We start from the raw sequence: 15,518 nt of genomic DNA on the forward strand, positions 1-15,518 counted from the left end.
CTGCGGCGTCTGGTGCGTGCGAACGCAAGGCGCCGGAGCGCCCTAATAGCGGAGCTATTCGGGCGTTTCGGCAACGCGGCGAGCGTGCGTGCCAGACGCCGCAGGGCAGGCGGGACTTTCGAAACACGCCCTAGGCGAGCCCGGCGACCAGGTCCGCGACCGACTTGCGGCGGCCCGTGTAGAACGGGACCTCCTCGCGCACGTGCATCCGGGCCTCCGAGGCGCGCAGATGACGCATCAGGTCCACGATGCGGTACAGCTCGTCCGCCTCGAAGGCGAGGATCCACTCGTAGTCGCCGAGCGAGAACGAGGCGACCGTGTTGGCGCGGACGTCCGGGTAGCCGCGGGCCATCTTCCCGTGGTCGGCCAGCATCCGGCGGCGGTCCTCGTCGGGCAGCAGGTACCAGTCGTAGGAGCGCACGAAGGGGTAGACGCTGACGTAGTCGCGGGGCGTCTCGTCGGCGAGGAACGCCGGGATGTGCGAGCGGTTGAACTCGGCGGGACGGTGCAGCGCCATGTTCGACCAGACCGGCTCCAGGGCGCGGCCCAGCTTCGTCCGGCGGAAGAGGTTGTACGCCTCCTGGAGCTGGTCCGCGGTCTCGGCGTGCCACCAGATCATGACGTCGGCGTCGGCGCGCAGCCCGGAGACGTCGTAGGTGCCGCGGACGGTGACGTCCTTGGCGGCCAGCTGGTCGAACAGCTCCTGGACCTCGTCGGACCAGCCCGCGCGGTCCTCGGGGAGCACGTCCTTCAGGCGGAAGACGGACCAGAGGGTGTAGCGGATGACCTCGTTGAGGTCCTTGGCCAGCTTGCCCTTGTTCGGGATCCTGCCGGACTCGGTGGTGGGGGCGTCGTCACTCATGTCCCTCATTCTCCTGCTCCTCCGTGCAGACTCTGCACCGGGTCGGCGGTGAGCCGGCGCACAGCGCGCAGGTCACCGTGGATCTGGTCGACGGCCGCGTGCGCACTGGCGACACAGGCCGGGATGCCGACTCCGTCGTAGGCCGCTCCGCACACGGCGAGGCCCGCGACGCGGCCGATGTGCTCGCGGACGCGGGCCACGCGCGCGTGGTGGCCGACGGGGTACTGCGGCAGGCCGTCGGTCCAGCGGGTGACACGGGTGGCGAGCGGGGTGGCGTCGAGGCCGGTGGCCGCCCTCAGGTCGTGCCGGGAGACCTCGACGAGGCCGGCGTCGTCGCGGCCGAGGATGTCCGTCTCGCCGTGGCGGCCGACGGAGGTGCGCACCACGACGACGTCCGGGTCCTCCTCGGCGATCCAGCCCCATTTCTGGGAGGCGAAGGTCGACGCCTTGATGGTGCGGCCGTCGACGGGCGGCACCAGAAAGCCGCTGCCCTCGGGCAGCGCGGTGTCGGAGCGGCGGTAGGCGAGGGTGACCAGGGCCATGGATGCGTACTCGACGGCGGCCAGTTCCCGCGCGGCGGCCGGTACTTCGGCGCGCAGCAGTCCGGCGGCGGCGCCCGCCGGCACCGCGACGACGACGGCGTCCGCGTGCCGGGGCCGCCCGCCCGCGACGACCCGCCAGCCGTCCGCCGCGCGGCGCAGCTCCGTCACGGGTGTGCCGGTGACGATCTCCCCGCCGAGCGCCCGAACCGACCGGGCGACGGCGAGGGGCAGGGTGCCGATGCCGCCCTCGATGCCCATGAAGACCGGGCCGGTCTGCTGCTGGGCGGCGGCCCGCTCCTGGATCTCGCGGACCGCCGCGGTCAGCGAGTCGTGGGTCTGCGCGGCCCGGAAGAGCTGGGGGACGGCGGAGCGCATCGAGATGCGGTAGGCGTCGCCCGCGTACACCCCGCCGAGCAGCGGCTCGACCACCCGGTCGACGACCTCACGGCCGAGCCGTTCGGCCACGTACGCGCCGACGGCCACGTCCTCGCCGACCTCGGTGCGGGGCAGGTCGGCGTCCCGGCCGATCCGGGCGAGGCCCTCCTCGGAGAGGACCCCGGCGAGCGCGGCGGCGGTGCCGGGCACGCCCATGACGTGCCCCTTGGGCATGGGGCGCAGGGCACCCCGGGTCCACAGGGAGGCGCCCGCGGTGGCGGGCGGCCGGAGGCGGTCGGCGAGTCCGGCCTCGCGGGCGAGATCGACGGCCTCGGGACGGCGGGCCAGCATCGACTCGGCGCCGAGGTCCACGCGGACGCCGGCGATCTCGCCGGGCAGCAGCTTGCCGCCGATCCGGTCCGCGGCCTCCAGCACGGTCACGTCGTTGCCCTGGGAGAGGAGCCGGTGGGCCGCCGCCAGTCCGGCGATGCCGGCCCCGATGACGACGACGTGCCCGGGTTCCGCTGATGTGTCCGCTGCGTGCATGATCCCACTCTCTCAAACGCCACCGGCGGGTCCGCCAGGGCCGTTCGGCCCCGGTCCGCCGGACGCGGTGGCGCGGTGTGCCCGGCCCGAGTCCCGACCGTGACCGCATCGGAACCGCGGGAGGCCAACGTCCCGGGCGGTCCGGGCGTCGAAGAAGCGTCAGTCGTTCACCACCCCGGGGGTAACACCGCCATGCGCGCACGACGTTCCGTACGACCTGTCCCGGCCCTCGCCGGCCTGCTGCTGGCCACGGCCCTGGCGCTGACCGGATGCAGCGCGGGTTCCTCGGGCGGCGACTCCGCCGACCTGGGCGGCAACGAGGCGGCGAAGTCCCGGCAGGACGGCGCCGCCGACAGCGCCGGGGGCTCGGCGGCCGGTGACGCGTCCGCCGGGCACACGCAGACGCCCCGGGCCACCGCGAGCCACATCATCCGTACCGCCTCGCTGACCGTGCAGGTCAAGGACGTGCCGAAGGCCCTCGACGAGGCGCGTACGGCCACCGAGAACGCGGGCGGCTACGTCGGCAACGAGACCACCACGCGCGACGAACGGGGCCGCGAGCGCACCCGGGTCGTCCTGCGCGTGCCCGTCGCCTCCTACGCGGACGTGCTCGCCGAACTGGAGGGCACGGGCCGGCTGATCGACCGGTCCGCCAAGGCGCAGGACGTCACCGAGCAGGTCGTGGACGTGGAGAGCCGCATCAAGTCGCAGCGGGCCAGCGTGGTCCGCATCCGCGAACTGATGGACCGGGCGACCAAGTTGAGCGACGTGGTGACGCTGGAGGGCGAACTCGGCACCCGCCAGGCGAACCTGGAGTCCCTCCTGGCGCAGCAGCAGTCCCTGAAGGACCGCACCAGCCTGGCGACCGTCACGCTCGCGCTGTCCGAGACCCCGGTGAAGAAGAAGGCCGAGGCGGACGAGGACCCGGGGGTCGTGGACGCCCTGACGGGCGGCTGGGACGCCTTCGTGACGATGCTGCGGTGGATCGTGATGGCCCTCGCCGCCGTCCTGCCGTTCGCGGCGGTCGCGACCCTGGTGGTCGTGGTCTGGCTGCGGCTGGGCCGGCGCGGTCCGGGGCGCGGCGCGGAGGCCGGGCCCGCCGCCACCGCGCCGGTGCCGCAGGCCCGCCCGGCGCGTGACCCCGCGTCCGAGGAGAACTGAACCCCGGGCGCCCGAGGGGAGCGGCACCCGTAGCGTGTTCGTATGAACATGAGCCTTGGGCGGGGTGCCGGAGAACGGCTGGTCGTGATCGGCGGCGACGCCGCGGGGATGTCCGCGGCGTCGCAGGCACGGCGGATGAGGTCCCCCGGCGAACTGGAGATCGTGGCCTTCGAACGCGGCCGGTTCACCTCCTACTCGGCGTGCGGGATCCCCTACTGGGTGGGCGGTGACGTTCCCGACCGGGACCGGCTGATCGCCCGTACGCCCGAGGAGCACCGCGCGCGGGGCATCGATCTGCGGATGCGCACCGAGGTCACGGAGATCGACGTGGCCGGGGGCCGGGTGCGCGCGCGGGACCTCGAAGCCGGGACCGAGTCGTGGACGTCGTACGACAAGCTCGTGATCGCGACCGGGGCCCGGCCGGTGCGGCCCGCGCTGCCCGGGGTGGACGCGCCCGGCGTGCACGGGGTGCAGACCCTCGACGACGGGCAGGCGCTGCTCGACACGCTGGCCGGTGCCAGCGGCCGCCGCGCGGTGGTGGTCGGCGCCGGGTACATCGGCGTGGAGATGGCGGAGGCGCTCATCAACCGCGGCTACGACGTCACGGTCGTCAACCGCGGCAGCGAGCCGATGTCGACGCTCGACCCGGACATGGGCCGTCTGGTGCACAAGGCCATGACCGGCCTCGGCATCACGATGGTCGACGACGCCGAGGTCACCGGCTTCCCGACGGGGGACGACGGGCGGGTGCGCGCGGTGGCGACGGCGGACGCCGAGTACCCGGCGGACGTCGTGGTGCTGGGGATCGGGGTGCGTCCGCAGACCTCGCTGGCGCGGGCGGCGGGCCTGCCGCTGGGGCACCGTCAGGGGCTGCTGACGGACCTGGCGATGCGGGTGCGCGGGCACGAGAACATCTGGGCCGGCGGGGACTGCGTGGAGGTCCTCGACCTGGTCTCGGGGCAGCAGCGGTACATCGCGCTGGGCACCCACGCCAACAAGCACGGGCAGATCATCGGCACCAACGCGGGCGGCGGCTACGCCACCTTCCCGGGTGTCGTCGGCACGGCCGTGAGCAAGGTGTGCGAGCTGGAGATCGCCCGGACCGGCCTGCGCGAGAAGGACGCCCGCCGGGCGGGGCTCCAGTACGTCACCGCCACCATCGAGTCGACGGGCCGGGCCGGTTACTACCCCGGCGCGGACACGATGACGGTGAAGATGCTCGCCGAGCGGCGCACCGGCCGGCTGCTGGGCGTGCAGATCGTCGGCCGGGAGGGCGCGGCCAAGCGGGTCGACGTCGCGGCGGTCGCGCTCACCGCGGGGATGACCGTCGAGCGGATGACGTCCCTGGACCTCGGCTACGCCCCGCCGTTCAGCCCGGTGTGGGACCCGGTGCTGGTGGCGGCCCGCAAGGCGGTGAAGGCGGTGGCGGCGGCCGACTGAACGGCCGCCTGGCCCGTCTCCCCCGGGGGAGCGTGTTCCGAAAGTCCTAGGCGGTGCCGCTGATCCTGGGCAGCGAGGCCACGGAGGCGCTGGCCCCGGCCCCGGCGGACGCCGCCGGCTGTTCGCCCGTGGTGCCGGGTCTGGCGTGCGCTGCGGGCGTGCGCACCGACCGCAGCCGGTGGCTCACCGCCTCGTCGAGGGTCACCGGGCGGCCCTGCTGCGCGGCCAGCCGTCCGGCCTCCTGTCCCAGCCGTGCCACGTCCTCCCAGGGGATCCGTACCACCACGGTGAGCTCGGCCTCACCATCGGGCAGCGCGTGCATCGCGGAAGCCGTTGAACCGTTCATCGCCCGTCCTCACGTAGACCTGGTCGCCATGCCATACGGGCGCGAGGACACCGGCGTTCACCGGTTTCCGGGCCTCTTCCGGGGAAGTAGTCCCTTGTGGTCATACCCGTCCATGACGTGAACCCCGTGCGCGGCACCCCGTGGGTCACCTACGGCCTGATCGCGGCGAACGTCCTCGTGTTCCTCGCCATGCCGGGCACCCTGGCCGAGATCGGGGAGAGCCATCTGTCCCAGGTGTGCCGGCTGCACGCCTTCCTGGACCACTGGGCGGCGGTGCCGCAGGAGTTGGTCCACGACCGGATGCGGCGCCTGGTGCCGACCGGGGAGGTGGCGGCCGGGCCGCAGGGCCCGGGGTGCGTCATCGGCGAGCCGGGCTACGACAAGTCGCCGGTGCTGTCGGTGTTCACGGCGATGTTCCTGCACGGCGGCTGGCTGCACCTGCTCGGCAACATGCTCTTCCTGATGATCTTCGGCAACAACGTCGAGGACCGCATGGGCCACGTGCGGTTCCTGCTGTTCTACGTCGTCTGCGGCTACGCGGCCGGGTACGGTTTCGCGCTGCTCAACGCCGACTCCGCCGACCCGCTGATCGGCGCCTCGGGGGCCGTCGCCGGAGTGCTGGGCGCCTATCTGGTGCTGTACCCGAGGGCCAGGGTCTGGGTCCTGGTGCCGTTCCTGGTCTTCCTGCCGCTGCGGCTGCCCGCCTGGATCGTGCTGGGGTTCTGGTTCGGGCTCCAGGCGGTGTACTCGTCCGGCGAGGGCGTCGCCCCGGAGGCGGGCACCGTCGCGTACACGGCCCATGTGGTGGGCTTCGTCGCGGGGATGCTGCTGGCCTGGCCGCTGAAGCCGGGCACCCCTCCGCCGCCGGAACCGCGCGGTCTGCTCTTCGGCAGACGGGCACGGCCCCGGCACACGGGGTGAGTCAGCGCGCGGTGCGGGTGTGGACGTACTCCACGAGCCGGGTCAGCGCGTCCGGGTCGGTGTTCGGCATGACGCCGTGGCCGAGGTTGAAGATGTGGCCCTCCAGTCCGGCGGCGGAGTCGAGGACGGCCTGGGTCCTGGTCTCGACGGCCTCGGTGGTGGAGAACAGCACGGTCGGGTCGAGGTTGCCCTGGAGGGCCTTGCCGGGGCCGACCCGGCGGGCGGCCTCGTCCAGCGGGACCCGCCAGTCGACGCCGACGACGTCCGCGCCGGCCTCGCCCATCAGGCCGAGGAGTTCACCGGTGCCGACACCGAAGTGGATGCGCGGGACGCCGTAGCCGGCGACGGCCTCGAAGACCTTCGTGGAGGCGGGCATCACCGAGCGGCGGTAGTCGGCGGGGGCGAGCGCGCCGACCCAGGAGTCGAAGAGCTGCACGGCGGAGGCGCCGGCCTCGATCTGCACCTTCAGGAACGCGGCCGTGATGTCCGCGAGCCGGTCGAGCAGGTCCGCCCAGAGCGCGGGGTCGCCGTACATCATCGCCTTGGCGTTCTCGTACGTGCGGGACGGGCCGCCCTCGACGAGGTAGCTCGCGAGGGTGAAAGGCGCGCCGGCGAATCCGATGAGCGGGGTGGCGCCGAGTTCGCCGGTGAGCAGGCCGATGGCCTCGGTGACGTAGGAGACGTCCTCGGGGGTCAGATCGCGCAGCCGCGCGAGGTCGGCGCGGGTGCGGATCGGCTCCTCGACGACCGGGCCGACGCCGGGCTTGATGTCGAGGTCGATACCGATGGCCTTCAGCGGGACGACGATGTCGCTGAAGTAGATCGCCGCGTCCACGTCGTGCCGGCGCACGGGCTGGAGGGTGATCTCGGTGACCAGCTCGGGGCGCATGCAGGACTCCAGCATGGGAATGCCCTCGCGCACCTTGCGGTACTCCGGCAGGGAGCGGCCGGCCTGCCGCATGAACCACACCGGGGTGTGCGGCACGGGCTCGCGCCTGCACGCCCTGAGGAAGGCGGAGTCGTACGTCGCTGTCGGCTGCGTGTCGTTGGCACTCACGGTGGTCAGTCTCCCACGGGGGCGGCGGTGCGAAGTTCCGGGCCGCCCCCGGGGCCGCCCGGAGGCGTCCACCGGGTGTCTAGACCGGCGCCGGGCTCCGATTCCCCTTAACCTTCCCGCATGGCTGCGGCTCAGGGACGACTGTCGGGTGGAATGGATGACGCGAAGGACTCCGGGGAGGCGGACGGGCGGGCGAGCAGTACGGCGCCACCGGTCTTCCGAGCCGCGGTGGAGGCCCTGCGAGCCGGTCGGCTGAGGCCGCAGATCGAGGTGGAGCCCACCCCGGCGCCCAAGCGGCTCGCGCCGCACGCGTACGCGCTGGAGGCGGCGGTCGTCGACGGCGACCAGGACCTCGCCGACGGGCGGCTGGTGCTGCTGCACGACCCGGCCGGGCACGACGCCTGGCGGGGCACGTTCCGGCTGGTGACGCTGGTGCGGGCGGAGCTGGAGCCGGAGATGGCGGCGGACCCGCTGCTGCCCGAGGTGTGCTGGTCGTGGCTGACCGGCGCGCTCCAGGCCCGCGGACTGACGTACGGGGAGCCGAGCGGCACCGTCACCCGTGCGAGTTCGCACTACTTCGGTGGACTGTCCGAACGGCCGTCCGCCTCGCAGATCGAGATCCGCGCCTCCTGGACCCCGCGCGAGGGCCTGGGCGGGGTGCCGGACACCGCGGCGCACCTGGCGGCGTGGGCGGACCTGCTGGCCCAGGTCGCGGGACTGCCGCCGGCCGGGCCCGGCGACGCGGCGGTGGTGACGCTCCCGCAGCGGCGCGGACCGCAGTCACGGTGACCGTCACTTCGGCATCACTTTGTCGATACGGCCACTTTCAGTCATGAGCGGCACTCGAACGAACCGATTCGTTCACCGAACGATCGACCGTACGTCCGAATTGCACCAATTGTTACTCACTAGATCGTGATCATTCTCTAAAGGACACCGGGTCCGGTGCCGAAGACGTCTGTGACCTTGAAAGCCGTCCGCCCCCCAGGAGGCCTGGTGTCCGTTCTCCTCGAGCAGCCCGCAAGCCTGGTCGCCTACCGCCCGAACAAGCCGACCGCCATGGTGGTCGTGGCCGACCCCCGTGTCCGCTCCACCGTCACCCGCCACCTGTGGGCGCTCGGTGTGCGCGACGTCATCGAGGCCTCGTCCGTCGCGGAGGCCCGTCCCCGTATCGGCAACCCGCGCGACATCTGCGTCGCCGACGTCCACCTCCCCGACGGCTCCGGCCTCACCCTGCTGTCCGAGACCCGCGCCGCGGGCTGGCCCAACGGCCTCGCCCTCTCCGCGGCCGACGACATCGGCGCCGTCCGCAACGCCCTCGCCGGGGGCGTCAAGGGCTACGTCGTCACCGGCACCCGCACCAACCTCGGGCTCCCCACCCGACCCGGTGCCGCCCCCCTCGGAGCCGCCGCCCGTATGCACCGCCGCCCCCCGGGTGCCCCGAGCCACCCGGGCGGCTACCGCGAACTGTCCGGCCGTGAGGTCGAGGTGCTGCGGCTGGTCGCGGAGGGCCAGTCGAACAAGGCCATCGGCGTCTCGATGGGCCTGTCCGCGCTGACCGTCAAGAGCCACCTCGCCCGCATCGCCCGCAAGCTCGGCACGGGCGACCGTGCCGGGATGGTCGCCGTCGCCCTGCGCACCGGCATCATCCACTGACCCGGACCTCGCCCGCCCCGTTCACCCCGACCCCCTTCCCCCCTCCCCCGCGCGCCCGTCGACGGAACGTTCCGCCGACGGGCGCGGCCGTGTGCCGGGGCCGGTGGGCGCGGGAGCGCCCGGACCGGAACCACGCGAACCGGCCGGAACCACACGCGGCCTGTTTTCGCTGGTCAACCCCGCCAACCTGCGTAGGGGCAGGTCAGGCGCCCGTCCGTGCGGATAGGCTTGACAGGTGACCGACGCCCAAGACACCGCAGCAGACACATCACTGCGAACCACCGGGGGCGCCCCTCCGGAAGACGGCGGATCTTCTGTTACGGAGGCGCCGATCCCGCTGCTGGAGCCGCGCGAGGGCGTGCCGCCCGTGATCGCGGACGAGGCCGCCCTCGCCGACGTCGTCGCCGCCTTCGCGGCCGGCTCCGGCCCGGTCGCCGTGGACGCCGAGCGCGCCTCCGGCTACCGCTACGGCCAGCGCGCCTACCTGGTGCAACTGCGCCGCCAGGGCGCCGGGACCGCCCTGATCGACCCGGTGGCCTGCCCCGACCTGTCCGGCCTCGGCGCGGCCCTGTCCGACGTCGAGTGGGATCTGCACGCCGCCACTCAGGACCTGCCCTGTCTGCGCGAGATAGGCATGGTGCCGAGCCGGCTGTTCGACACCGAACTGGCGGGGCGGCTGGCCGGTTTCCCCCGCGTCGGCCTCGGCGCGATGGTGGAGTCGGTGCTCGGCTTCGTACTGGAGAAGGGGCACTCCGCCGTCGACTGGTCCACCCGCCCGCTCCCCGAGCCCTGGCTGCGCTACGCGGCGCTCGACGTGGAGCTGCTGGTCGACCTGCGCGACGCGCTGGAGAAGGAGCTGGACCGGCAGGGCAAGCTGGAGTGGGCCCGGCAGGAGTTCGACGCCATCGCCTCCGCCCCGCCGCCCGAGCCCCGCAAGGACCCCTGGCGCCGGACCTCCGGCATGCACAAGGTGCGCCGCCGCCGGCAGCTCGGTGTCGTCCGCGAACTGTGGGAGACCCGGGACCGGATCGCCCGGCGCCGGGACGTCTCCCCCGGCAAGGTCCTCTCCGACGCGGCCATCGTCGAGGCCGCGCTGGCGCTGCCGGCCAACGTGCACGCCCTCGCCGCGCTGAACGGCTTCGGGCACCGCACCGGGCGGCGTCAGCTGGAGCAGTGGCAGACCGCGGTGGACCGCGCCAAGGCGCTGCCCGAGGCGCAGCTGCCGCAGCCCGGTCAGGCCGTCACCGGCCCGCCGCCCCCGCGGGCCTGGGCGGACAAGGACCCGGCCGCCGCGGCCCGGCTGTCGGCGGCCAGGGCCGGGGTGTCCGCGCTGGCGGAGCGGCTGAACATGCCGCAGGAGAACCTGATCACGCCGGACACCGTGCGGCGGGTCTGCTGGGAGCCGCCGAAGGAGGTGGACCCCGAGTCCGTGGGCGCCGCGCTCGCGGGACACGGGGCGCGCCCCTGGCAGGTGGAGCAGGTGACCCCGGTGCTGGTGGCGGCGCTGTCCGCGTAGCCCTCGGGGGCCGCGCGGGTCCGTCGGGAAGCGGAACCCTTGCGTCGAGATCACGCCAAGGTCCGGGCCCGCGCCACGCGCGTGCGGCCCGGAATCCACCGTGCCGCCCGGCGAACGGGTGTGACCTTCGCCGCTTGGGCCCGTGGGACTGGGCAGCTACGTTACTCATAAGTAGCATGTTCGTAAGCGCGCGCTCAGCGCATGCGTGCCGCAGCAGTGCAGTCCCGCACCCTGGAGGAGAGCCATCGTGCCTCGTACCGTCAGGGACGTCGTCTTCGTCGACGGCGTCCGCACCCCGTTCGGCAAGGCGGGCCCGAAGGGCATCTACCACGAGACCCGCGCCGACGACCTCGTCGTGAAGGCGATCCGGGAGCTGCTGCGCCGCAACCCCGGTCTCGACCCGAAGAAGATCGACGAGGTCGCCATCGCCGCGACCACGCAGATCGGCGACCAGGGCCTGACCATCGGCCGCACGGCGGGGATCCTCGCCGGGCTGCCGCAGTCGGTGCCCGGTTACTCCATCGACCGCATGTGCGCCGGCGCGCTCACCGCCGTCACCTCCGTCGCCGGTTCGGTGGCCTTCGGCGCCTACGACATCGCCGTCGCCGGTGGTGTCGAGCACATGGGCCGCCACCCCATGGGTGAGGGCGTGGACCCCAACCCGCGCTTCGTCAGCGAGAAGCTGGTCGACGAGTCCGCCCTGTTCATGGGGATGACCGCCGAGAACCTGCACGACCGCTACCCGAGCATCACCAAGCAGCGCGCCGACGAGTACGCCGTGCGCTCGCAGGAGAAGGCCGCCAAGGCGTACGCCAACGGCAAGATCCAGCAGGACCTGGTGCCGATCTCGGTGCGCCGCACCACCCCGGAGGCCGGTGAGACGGGCTGGGGCCTGGTCACCGCCGACGAGCCGATGCGTCCGGGCACCACGCTGGAGAACCTCTCCGGCCTCAAGACCCCGTTCCGTGTGCACGGCCGGGTCACCGCCGGTAACGCGGCCGGTCTGAACGACGGCGCCACCGCCTCCCTCATCGCCTCCGAGGACTTCGCCCGCGAGAACAACCTCCCGGTGAAGATGCGCCTGGTCTCCTACTCCTTCGCGGGTGTGGAGCCCGAGGTCATGGGCTACGGCCCGATCCCGGCCACCGAGAAGGCGCTGGCCCAGGCGGGCCTGTCCATCTCCGACATCGGCCTGTTCGAGATCAACGAGGCCTTCGCCGTCCAGGTCCTCGCGTTCCTGGAGCACTACGGCATCGCCGACGACGACGCGCGCGTCAACCAGTACGGCGGCGCCATCGCCTTCGGCCACCCGCTGGCCTCCTCCGGCGTCCGTCTGATGACGCAGCTGGCCCGCCAGTTCGAGGAGCAGCCGGAGGTCCGCTACGGCCTCACCACCATGTGCGTCGGCTTCGGCATGGGCGCGACGGTCATCTGGGAGAACCCGCACTTCGAGGGGGACAAGTGAGCACCACCGCTGAGCTTTTGAAGGGTGCGGCCGAGCTGTTCCCGGACGAGGTCGTCACGTCCGCGCACGTACGCCACCTCGACCTGCCGTTCGGCGCCGGGCGCTTCGCCCTGATCACGCTGGACAACGGCTTCGACCACACCAAGCCGACCACCTTCGGCCCCCAGTCGCTGGCGAACCTGAACGCCGCCATCGACCAGGTCGAGAAGGAGGCCGCGGACGGCGGCGTCGTCGGCGTCGGCATCACCGGCAAGCCGTTCATCTTCGCGGTCGGCGCCGACCTCAAGGGCGTCGAGCTGCTCAAGGAGCACGAGCACGCGCTCGCCATCGGCAAGGGCGGCCACGAGGTCTTCAAGCGCCTCGCGCATCTCGCCGTGCCGACCTTCGCCTACTACAACGGCGCGGCCATGGGCGGCGGCGTCGAGGTCGGCCTGCACTGCTCCTACCGGACCGTGTCGCAGGCGCTGCCCGCCTTCTCGCTGCCCGAGGTCTTCCTGGGCCTGGTCCCGGGCTGGGGCGGCTGCACGATCCTGCCGAACCTGATCGGCGCCGAGAAGGCCGTCTCGGTGATCATCGAGAACAGCCTCAACCAGAACAAGCAGCTCAAGGGAGCGCAGGTCTACGAACTCGGGATCGCGGACGCGATCTTCGAGGGCGCCGACTTCCTGGAGCAGTCGCTGCTCTGGACCGCTGCCGTCCTCAAGGGCGAGATCGTCATCGACCGCCCGGCCGTCGACCGCGGCGAGGCCTGGGACCAGGCCGTCGCCAAGGGCCGCTTCATCGCCGACTCCAAGGTGCACGGCGCCGCTCCGGCCGCCTACCGCGCCCTGGACATCATCGCGGCGTCCAAGGACGGCGACCTCCAGAAGGGCTTCGACGCCGAGGACCAGGCCCTCGCGGACCTGATCATGGGCGGCGAGCTGCGCGCCGGCATCTACGCCTTCAACCTGGTGCAGAAGCGCGGCAAGCGTCCCGCGGGTGCCCCGGACAAGAACCTGGCCCGCCCGGTCACCAAGGTCGGTGTCGTCGGCGCCGGTCTGATGGCCTCCCAGCTCGCGCTGCTCTTCCTGCGCCGCCTGGAGGTGCCGGTCGTGCTGACCGACATCGACCAGGAGCGCGTCGACAAGGGTGTGGGCTACGTCCACGCCGAGATCGAGAAGCTGCTCGGCAAGGGCCGGATCAACCAGGACAAGGCCAACCGTCTCAAGGCGCTGGTCACCGGTGTCCTGGACAAGGCCGAGGGCTTCGCGGACGCGGACTTCGTCATCGAGGCCGTGTTCGAGGAGATCGGTGTCAAGCAGCAGGTGTTCGCCGAGGTCGAGGCGGTCGCCCCGGCGCACGCGATCTTCGCGACGAACACCTCCTCCCTCTCGGTCACCGAGATGGCCTCGAAGCTGAAGAACCCCGAGCGGGTCGTCGGCTTCCACTTCTTCAACCCGGTCGCGATCCTGCCGCTGCTGGAGATCGTCCGCGGCGAGCAGACCGACGACGCCTCGCTGGCCACGGCCTTCGCCGTCGCCAAGAAGCTGAAGAAGACCGCGGTGCTGACGAAGGACGCCCCGGCGTTCGTCGTGAACCGCATCCTGACCCGCTTCATGGGCGAGATCCAGAACGTCATCGACGAGGGCACCCCGGTCGAGATCGCCGAGAAGGGCGTCGAGCCGCTCGGTCTGCCGATGTCCCCGCTGGTGCTGCTGGAGCTGGTCGGCCCCGCGATCGGTCTGCACGTCTCCGAGACGCTCAACCGGGCCTTCCCGGAGCGCTTCACGGTCTCCCCGAACCTCGCGGCCGTCGTCAAGGCGGGCAAGCGCGGCTTCTACGTGTACGACTCCGGCAAGCCGGAGCTGGACCCGGAGGTCGCCGCGCTCCTCAAGCAGGGCGATGTCGTCCTGACCGAGGAGCAGGTCCGCGACCGGGTCCTCGACGCCGTCGCCCAGGAGATCGGGCTCATGCTCGACGAGGGTGTCGTCGCCGAGGCCCAGGACATCGACCTGTGCCTGATCACCGGCGCCGGCTGGCCCTTCCACCTGGGCGGCATCACGCCGTACCTGGACCGTGAGGGTGTCTCCGAGCGGGTGAACGGCAAGAAGTTCCTGGCGCCGGGCGTCGCCTCGGTCCCCGCGTAACCGGACCTCGCCTCCCAGGAGGGGCCCCCGCCGTCGGCGGGGGCCCCTCCTCGCGTTCCCACCGCCTCACACCGTCCGCCAGGCCGCCAGCGCCAGGCCCGGTTCGTCCTTCTGCCGGGCCACCCGCAGCTCGCCGTCCGGGGTGAGGGTCGCGGCCACCACGCGCCCCTCGGCGTCCTCCGCCATCGCCACCCGGCTGCCCTCGGGCAGCGCGGGTCCCGACTCCGTCCACCACAGTCCCGCGGACTCGCTCTCGGTCGGGTAGGCGGCGAACGCGATCCGGCCGGAGGCCGAACGCTGGGCCAGCAGGGTGCAGTCGTGGCCGCCCAGGACGCAGCGGAGCACGGCGACCGGTCCCGGGCCCGCGGCCTCGATCAGCGGGACCGGGTCGCCGTCCGGGCGCCACGCGTGCAGCAGGCCCGCGCCGTCCGCGTAGAACAGCGTCGTGTGCTCCTTGGAGGTGGGCAGGGCGCCGAGCGTGCCCGGCGCGACCGGCACGGCGAGCGGCTCGGCGGCGACCGGACGGCCCCCCGGCTCCTCCTGGAGCCAGCGCAGCACGCCGGCCGGGCCGGTCGCGTACACCTCGACCAGTCCCGACTCCGCGGTGACGGCGACGAGTTCCTCGTCCACCCGGGAACCCTTCAGGTCGTGCCAGCCGTTCCAGCCGCCGCGCTCCTTCTGGTTGACGGTGTGCACGCCCTTGCCGCGGTTGCGTACGAAGAGGTACGCGCGGCCCTCGGCGTCGACGGCGACGGCCGGGGTGCCGGTGCGCTCGCCCTGCTTGTTGGGGTGTCCGACGGGGAGCCAGTCCAGCGGCGCGAGCAGCGGACGGAAGTGGGTGGAGTGCACCAGCCCGGACTCACCCGAACGGGTGGGCCGCCAGGCGCCGAGATGGGTGTAGCCGTCGGCGCCCCGGCCCAGCGCGAAGCCCGCCTGGACCCGTTGTTCGCCGCCCACCCGGCGGGGCGCGTCCCAGGGGCCGCCGGGGGTGTGCTCCGTACGGCACAGGACGGCGTCCTGGGAGTGCCAGTAGACGCAGAGGCGGCCGTCCCGGCCGCGTATGAGCCAGTCGCCGTTCACCGGATCACTGTAATCGGCGGGGCACCCCGCGGCGCGTGCGACCCTGGGCCCATGGAGACCGCCCTGCTGGTGATCGTCGACGGAGCCAACGTCGTCGGATCGGTGCCCGACGGCTGGTGGCGGGACCGCCGGGGTGCCGCCGAGCGGCTCCGGGACCGGCTGGCGGAGCACGGGGTGCCCGGCCGGGCCGGGCCGGTGGAGATCGTGCTGGTCGTCGAGGGCGCGGCCCGCGGGGTCGGGTCGGTCGACGGGGTACGGGTGGAGTCGGCGGCGGGCAGCGGGGACGACCGCATGGTCGAACTGGTCGCCGGGCGGGCGCCCGGCCGGGCGTGCCTGGTGGTGACGGCCGACCGGGAGCTGCGCCGACGGGTCACGGAGCTGGGCGCGGAGGTCGCGGGGCCGCGGACGGTACGGCCGTAGGGGGC

14 protein-coding genes are annotated in these 15,518 nt (G+C 73.0%); 9 read left to right on the forward strand and 5 right to left on the reverse strand.

Going from position 1 to position 15,518, the window contains the following annotated elements; all coding sequences use genetic code 11:
• Positions 1 to 130: 130 nt before the first annotated feature.
• A complete protein-coding gene (gene hemQ / locus AB0E07_RS36030; protein ID WP_362261517.1) occupies positions 131 to 862 on the reverse strand; it encodes a hydrogen peroxide-dependent heme synthase in 732 nt (243 codons plus the stop codon).
• Positions 863 to 867: 5 nt separating this feature from the next.
• Positions 868 to 2,325, reverse strand: a complete 1,458-nt coding sequence (gene hemG / locus AB0E07_RS36035) for a protoporphyrinogen oxidase (protein ID WP_362261519.1) — start codon at positions 2,323 to 2,325, stop codon at positions 868 to 870.
• A gap of 192 nt (positions 2,326 to 2,517) precedes the next feature.
• On the opposite strand from hemG, the gene AB0E07_RS36040 reads away from it, so the two are divergent.
• Both AB0E07_RS36040 and AB0E07_RS36045 read left to right on the forward strand, forming a co-directional pair.
• Positions 2,518 to 3,486 (forward strand): DUF4349 domain-containing protein, encoded by a 969-nt coding sequence (locus AB0E07_RS36040; RefSeq protein WP_362261521.1) that lies wholly within the window; start codon positions 2,518 to 2,520, stop codon positions 3,484 to 3,486.
• Positions 3,487 to 3,528: 42 nt separating this feature from the next.
• A complete protein-coding gene (locus AB0E07_RS36045; protein ID WP_362261523.1) occupies positions 3,529 to 4,926 on the forward strand; it encodes an FAD-dependent oxidoreductase in 1,398 nt (465 codons plus the stop codon).
• 46 nt (positions 4,927 to 4,972) lie between these two features.
• Here the strand turns inward: AB0E07_RS36045 and AB0E07_RS36050 are convergent, their stop codons facing one another.
• Positions 4,973 to 5,272, reverse strand: coding sequence for a hypothetical protein (locus AB0E07_RS36050; protein WP_362261525.1), 300 nt, complete (start codon positions 5,270 to 5,272; stop codon positions 4,973 to 4,975).
• A 96-nt stretch (positions 5,273 to 5,368) separates the two neighbouring features.
• Between AB0E07_RS36050 and AB0E07_RS36055 the strand changes: the two genes are divergently transcribed.
• A complete protein-coding gene (locus AB0E07_RS36055; protein ID WP_362261527.1) occupies positions 5,369 to 6,193 on the forward strand; it encodes a rhomboid family intramembrane serine protease in 825 nt (274 codons plus the stop codon).
• Position 6,194: 1 nt separating this feature from the next.
• Here AB0E07_RS36055 and hemE read toward each other — a convergent pair whose 3' ends face one another.
• Positions 6,195 to 7,250, reverse strand: a complete 1,056-nt coding sequence (hemE, locus tag AB0E07_RS36060; protein ID WP_362261529.1) for a uroporphyrinogen decarboxylase — start codon at positions 7,248 to 7,250, stop codon at positions 6,195 to 6,197.
• 120 nt (positions 7,251 to 7,370) lie between these two features.
• On the opposite strand from hemE, the gene AB0E07_RS36065 reads away from it, so the two are divergent.
• The 5 genes from AB0E07_RS36065 to AB0E07_RS36085 all read left to right on the forward strand — a co-directional run bounded on the left by AB0E07_RS36065 (position 7,371) and on the right by AB0E07_RS36085 (position 14,013).
• Positions 7,371 to 8,039 (forward strand): DUF3000 domain-containing protein, encoded by a 669-nt coding sequence (locus tag AB0E07_RS36065; RefSeq protein WP_362261531.1) that lies wholly within the window; start codon positions 7,371 to 7,373, stop codon positions 8,037 to 8,039.
• Positions 8,040 to 8,246: 207 nt separating this feature from the next.
• Positions 8,247 to 8,906, forward strand: a complete 660-nt coding sequence (locus AB0E07_RS36070) for a response regulator transcription factor (RefSeq protein ID WP_351931434.1) — start codon at positions 8,247 to 8,249, stop codon at positions 8,904 to 8,906.
• Between the two features lie 235 nt (positions 8,907 to 9,141).
• Complete coding sequence (locus AB0E07_RS36075; RefSeq protein ID WP_362261534.1) at positions 9,142 to 10,422, forward strand: ribonuclease D; 1,281 nt, start codon at positions 9,142 to 9,144, stop codon at positions 10,420 to 10,422.
• A 247-nt stretch (positions 10,423 to 10,669) separates the two neighbouring features.
• Entirely contained in the window at positions 10,670 to 11,887 is a 1,218-nt protein-coding gene (locus AB0E07_RS36080; protein ID WP_362261536.1) for an acetyl-CoA C-acyltransferase, read from the forward strand.
• Positions 11,884 to 14,013: a 3-hydroxyacyl-CoA dehydrogenase NAD-binding domain-containing protein gene (locus AB0E07_RS36085; protein WP_362261538.1), complete on the forward strand. Its 2,130-nt coding sequence runs from the start codon at positions 11,884 to 11,886 to the stop codon at positions 14,011 to 14,013. The genes AB0E07_RS36080 and AB0E07_RS36085 overlap by 4 nt, the downstream gene beginning before the upstream one ends.
• A gap of 66 nt (positions 14,014 to 14,079) precedes the next feature.
• Here AB0E07_RS36085 and AB0E07_RS36090 read toward each other — a convergent pair whose 3' ends face one another.
• Positions 14,080 to 15,093: a hypothetical protein gene (locus AB0E07_RS36090; RefSeq protein WP_362261540.1), complete on the reverse strand. Its 1,014-nt coding sequence runs from the start codon at positions 15,091 to 15,093 to the stop codon at positions 14,080 to 14,082.
• Positions 15,094 to 15,144: 51 nt separating this feature from the next.
• Here AB0E07_RS36090 and AB0E07_RS36095 point away from each other — a divergent pair, with 51 nt between their 5' ends.
• Positions 15,145 to 15,513 (forward strand): NTP pyrophosphohydrolase, encoded by a 369-nt coding sequence (locus AB0E07_RS36095; RefSeq protein ID WP_362261542.1) that lies wholly within the window; start codon positions 15,145 to 15,147, stop codon positions 15,511 to 15,513.
• The last annotated feature ends 5 nt before the right edge of the window (positions 15,514 to 15,518 follow it).

The sequence above is a fragment of the Streptomyces sp. NPDC048002 genome (assembly GCF_040653275.1).
Classification (GTDB): Bacteria; Actinomycetota; Actinomycetes; order Streptomycetales; family Streptomycetaceae; genus Streptomyces.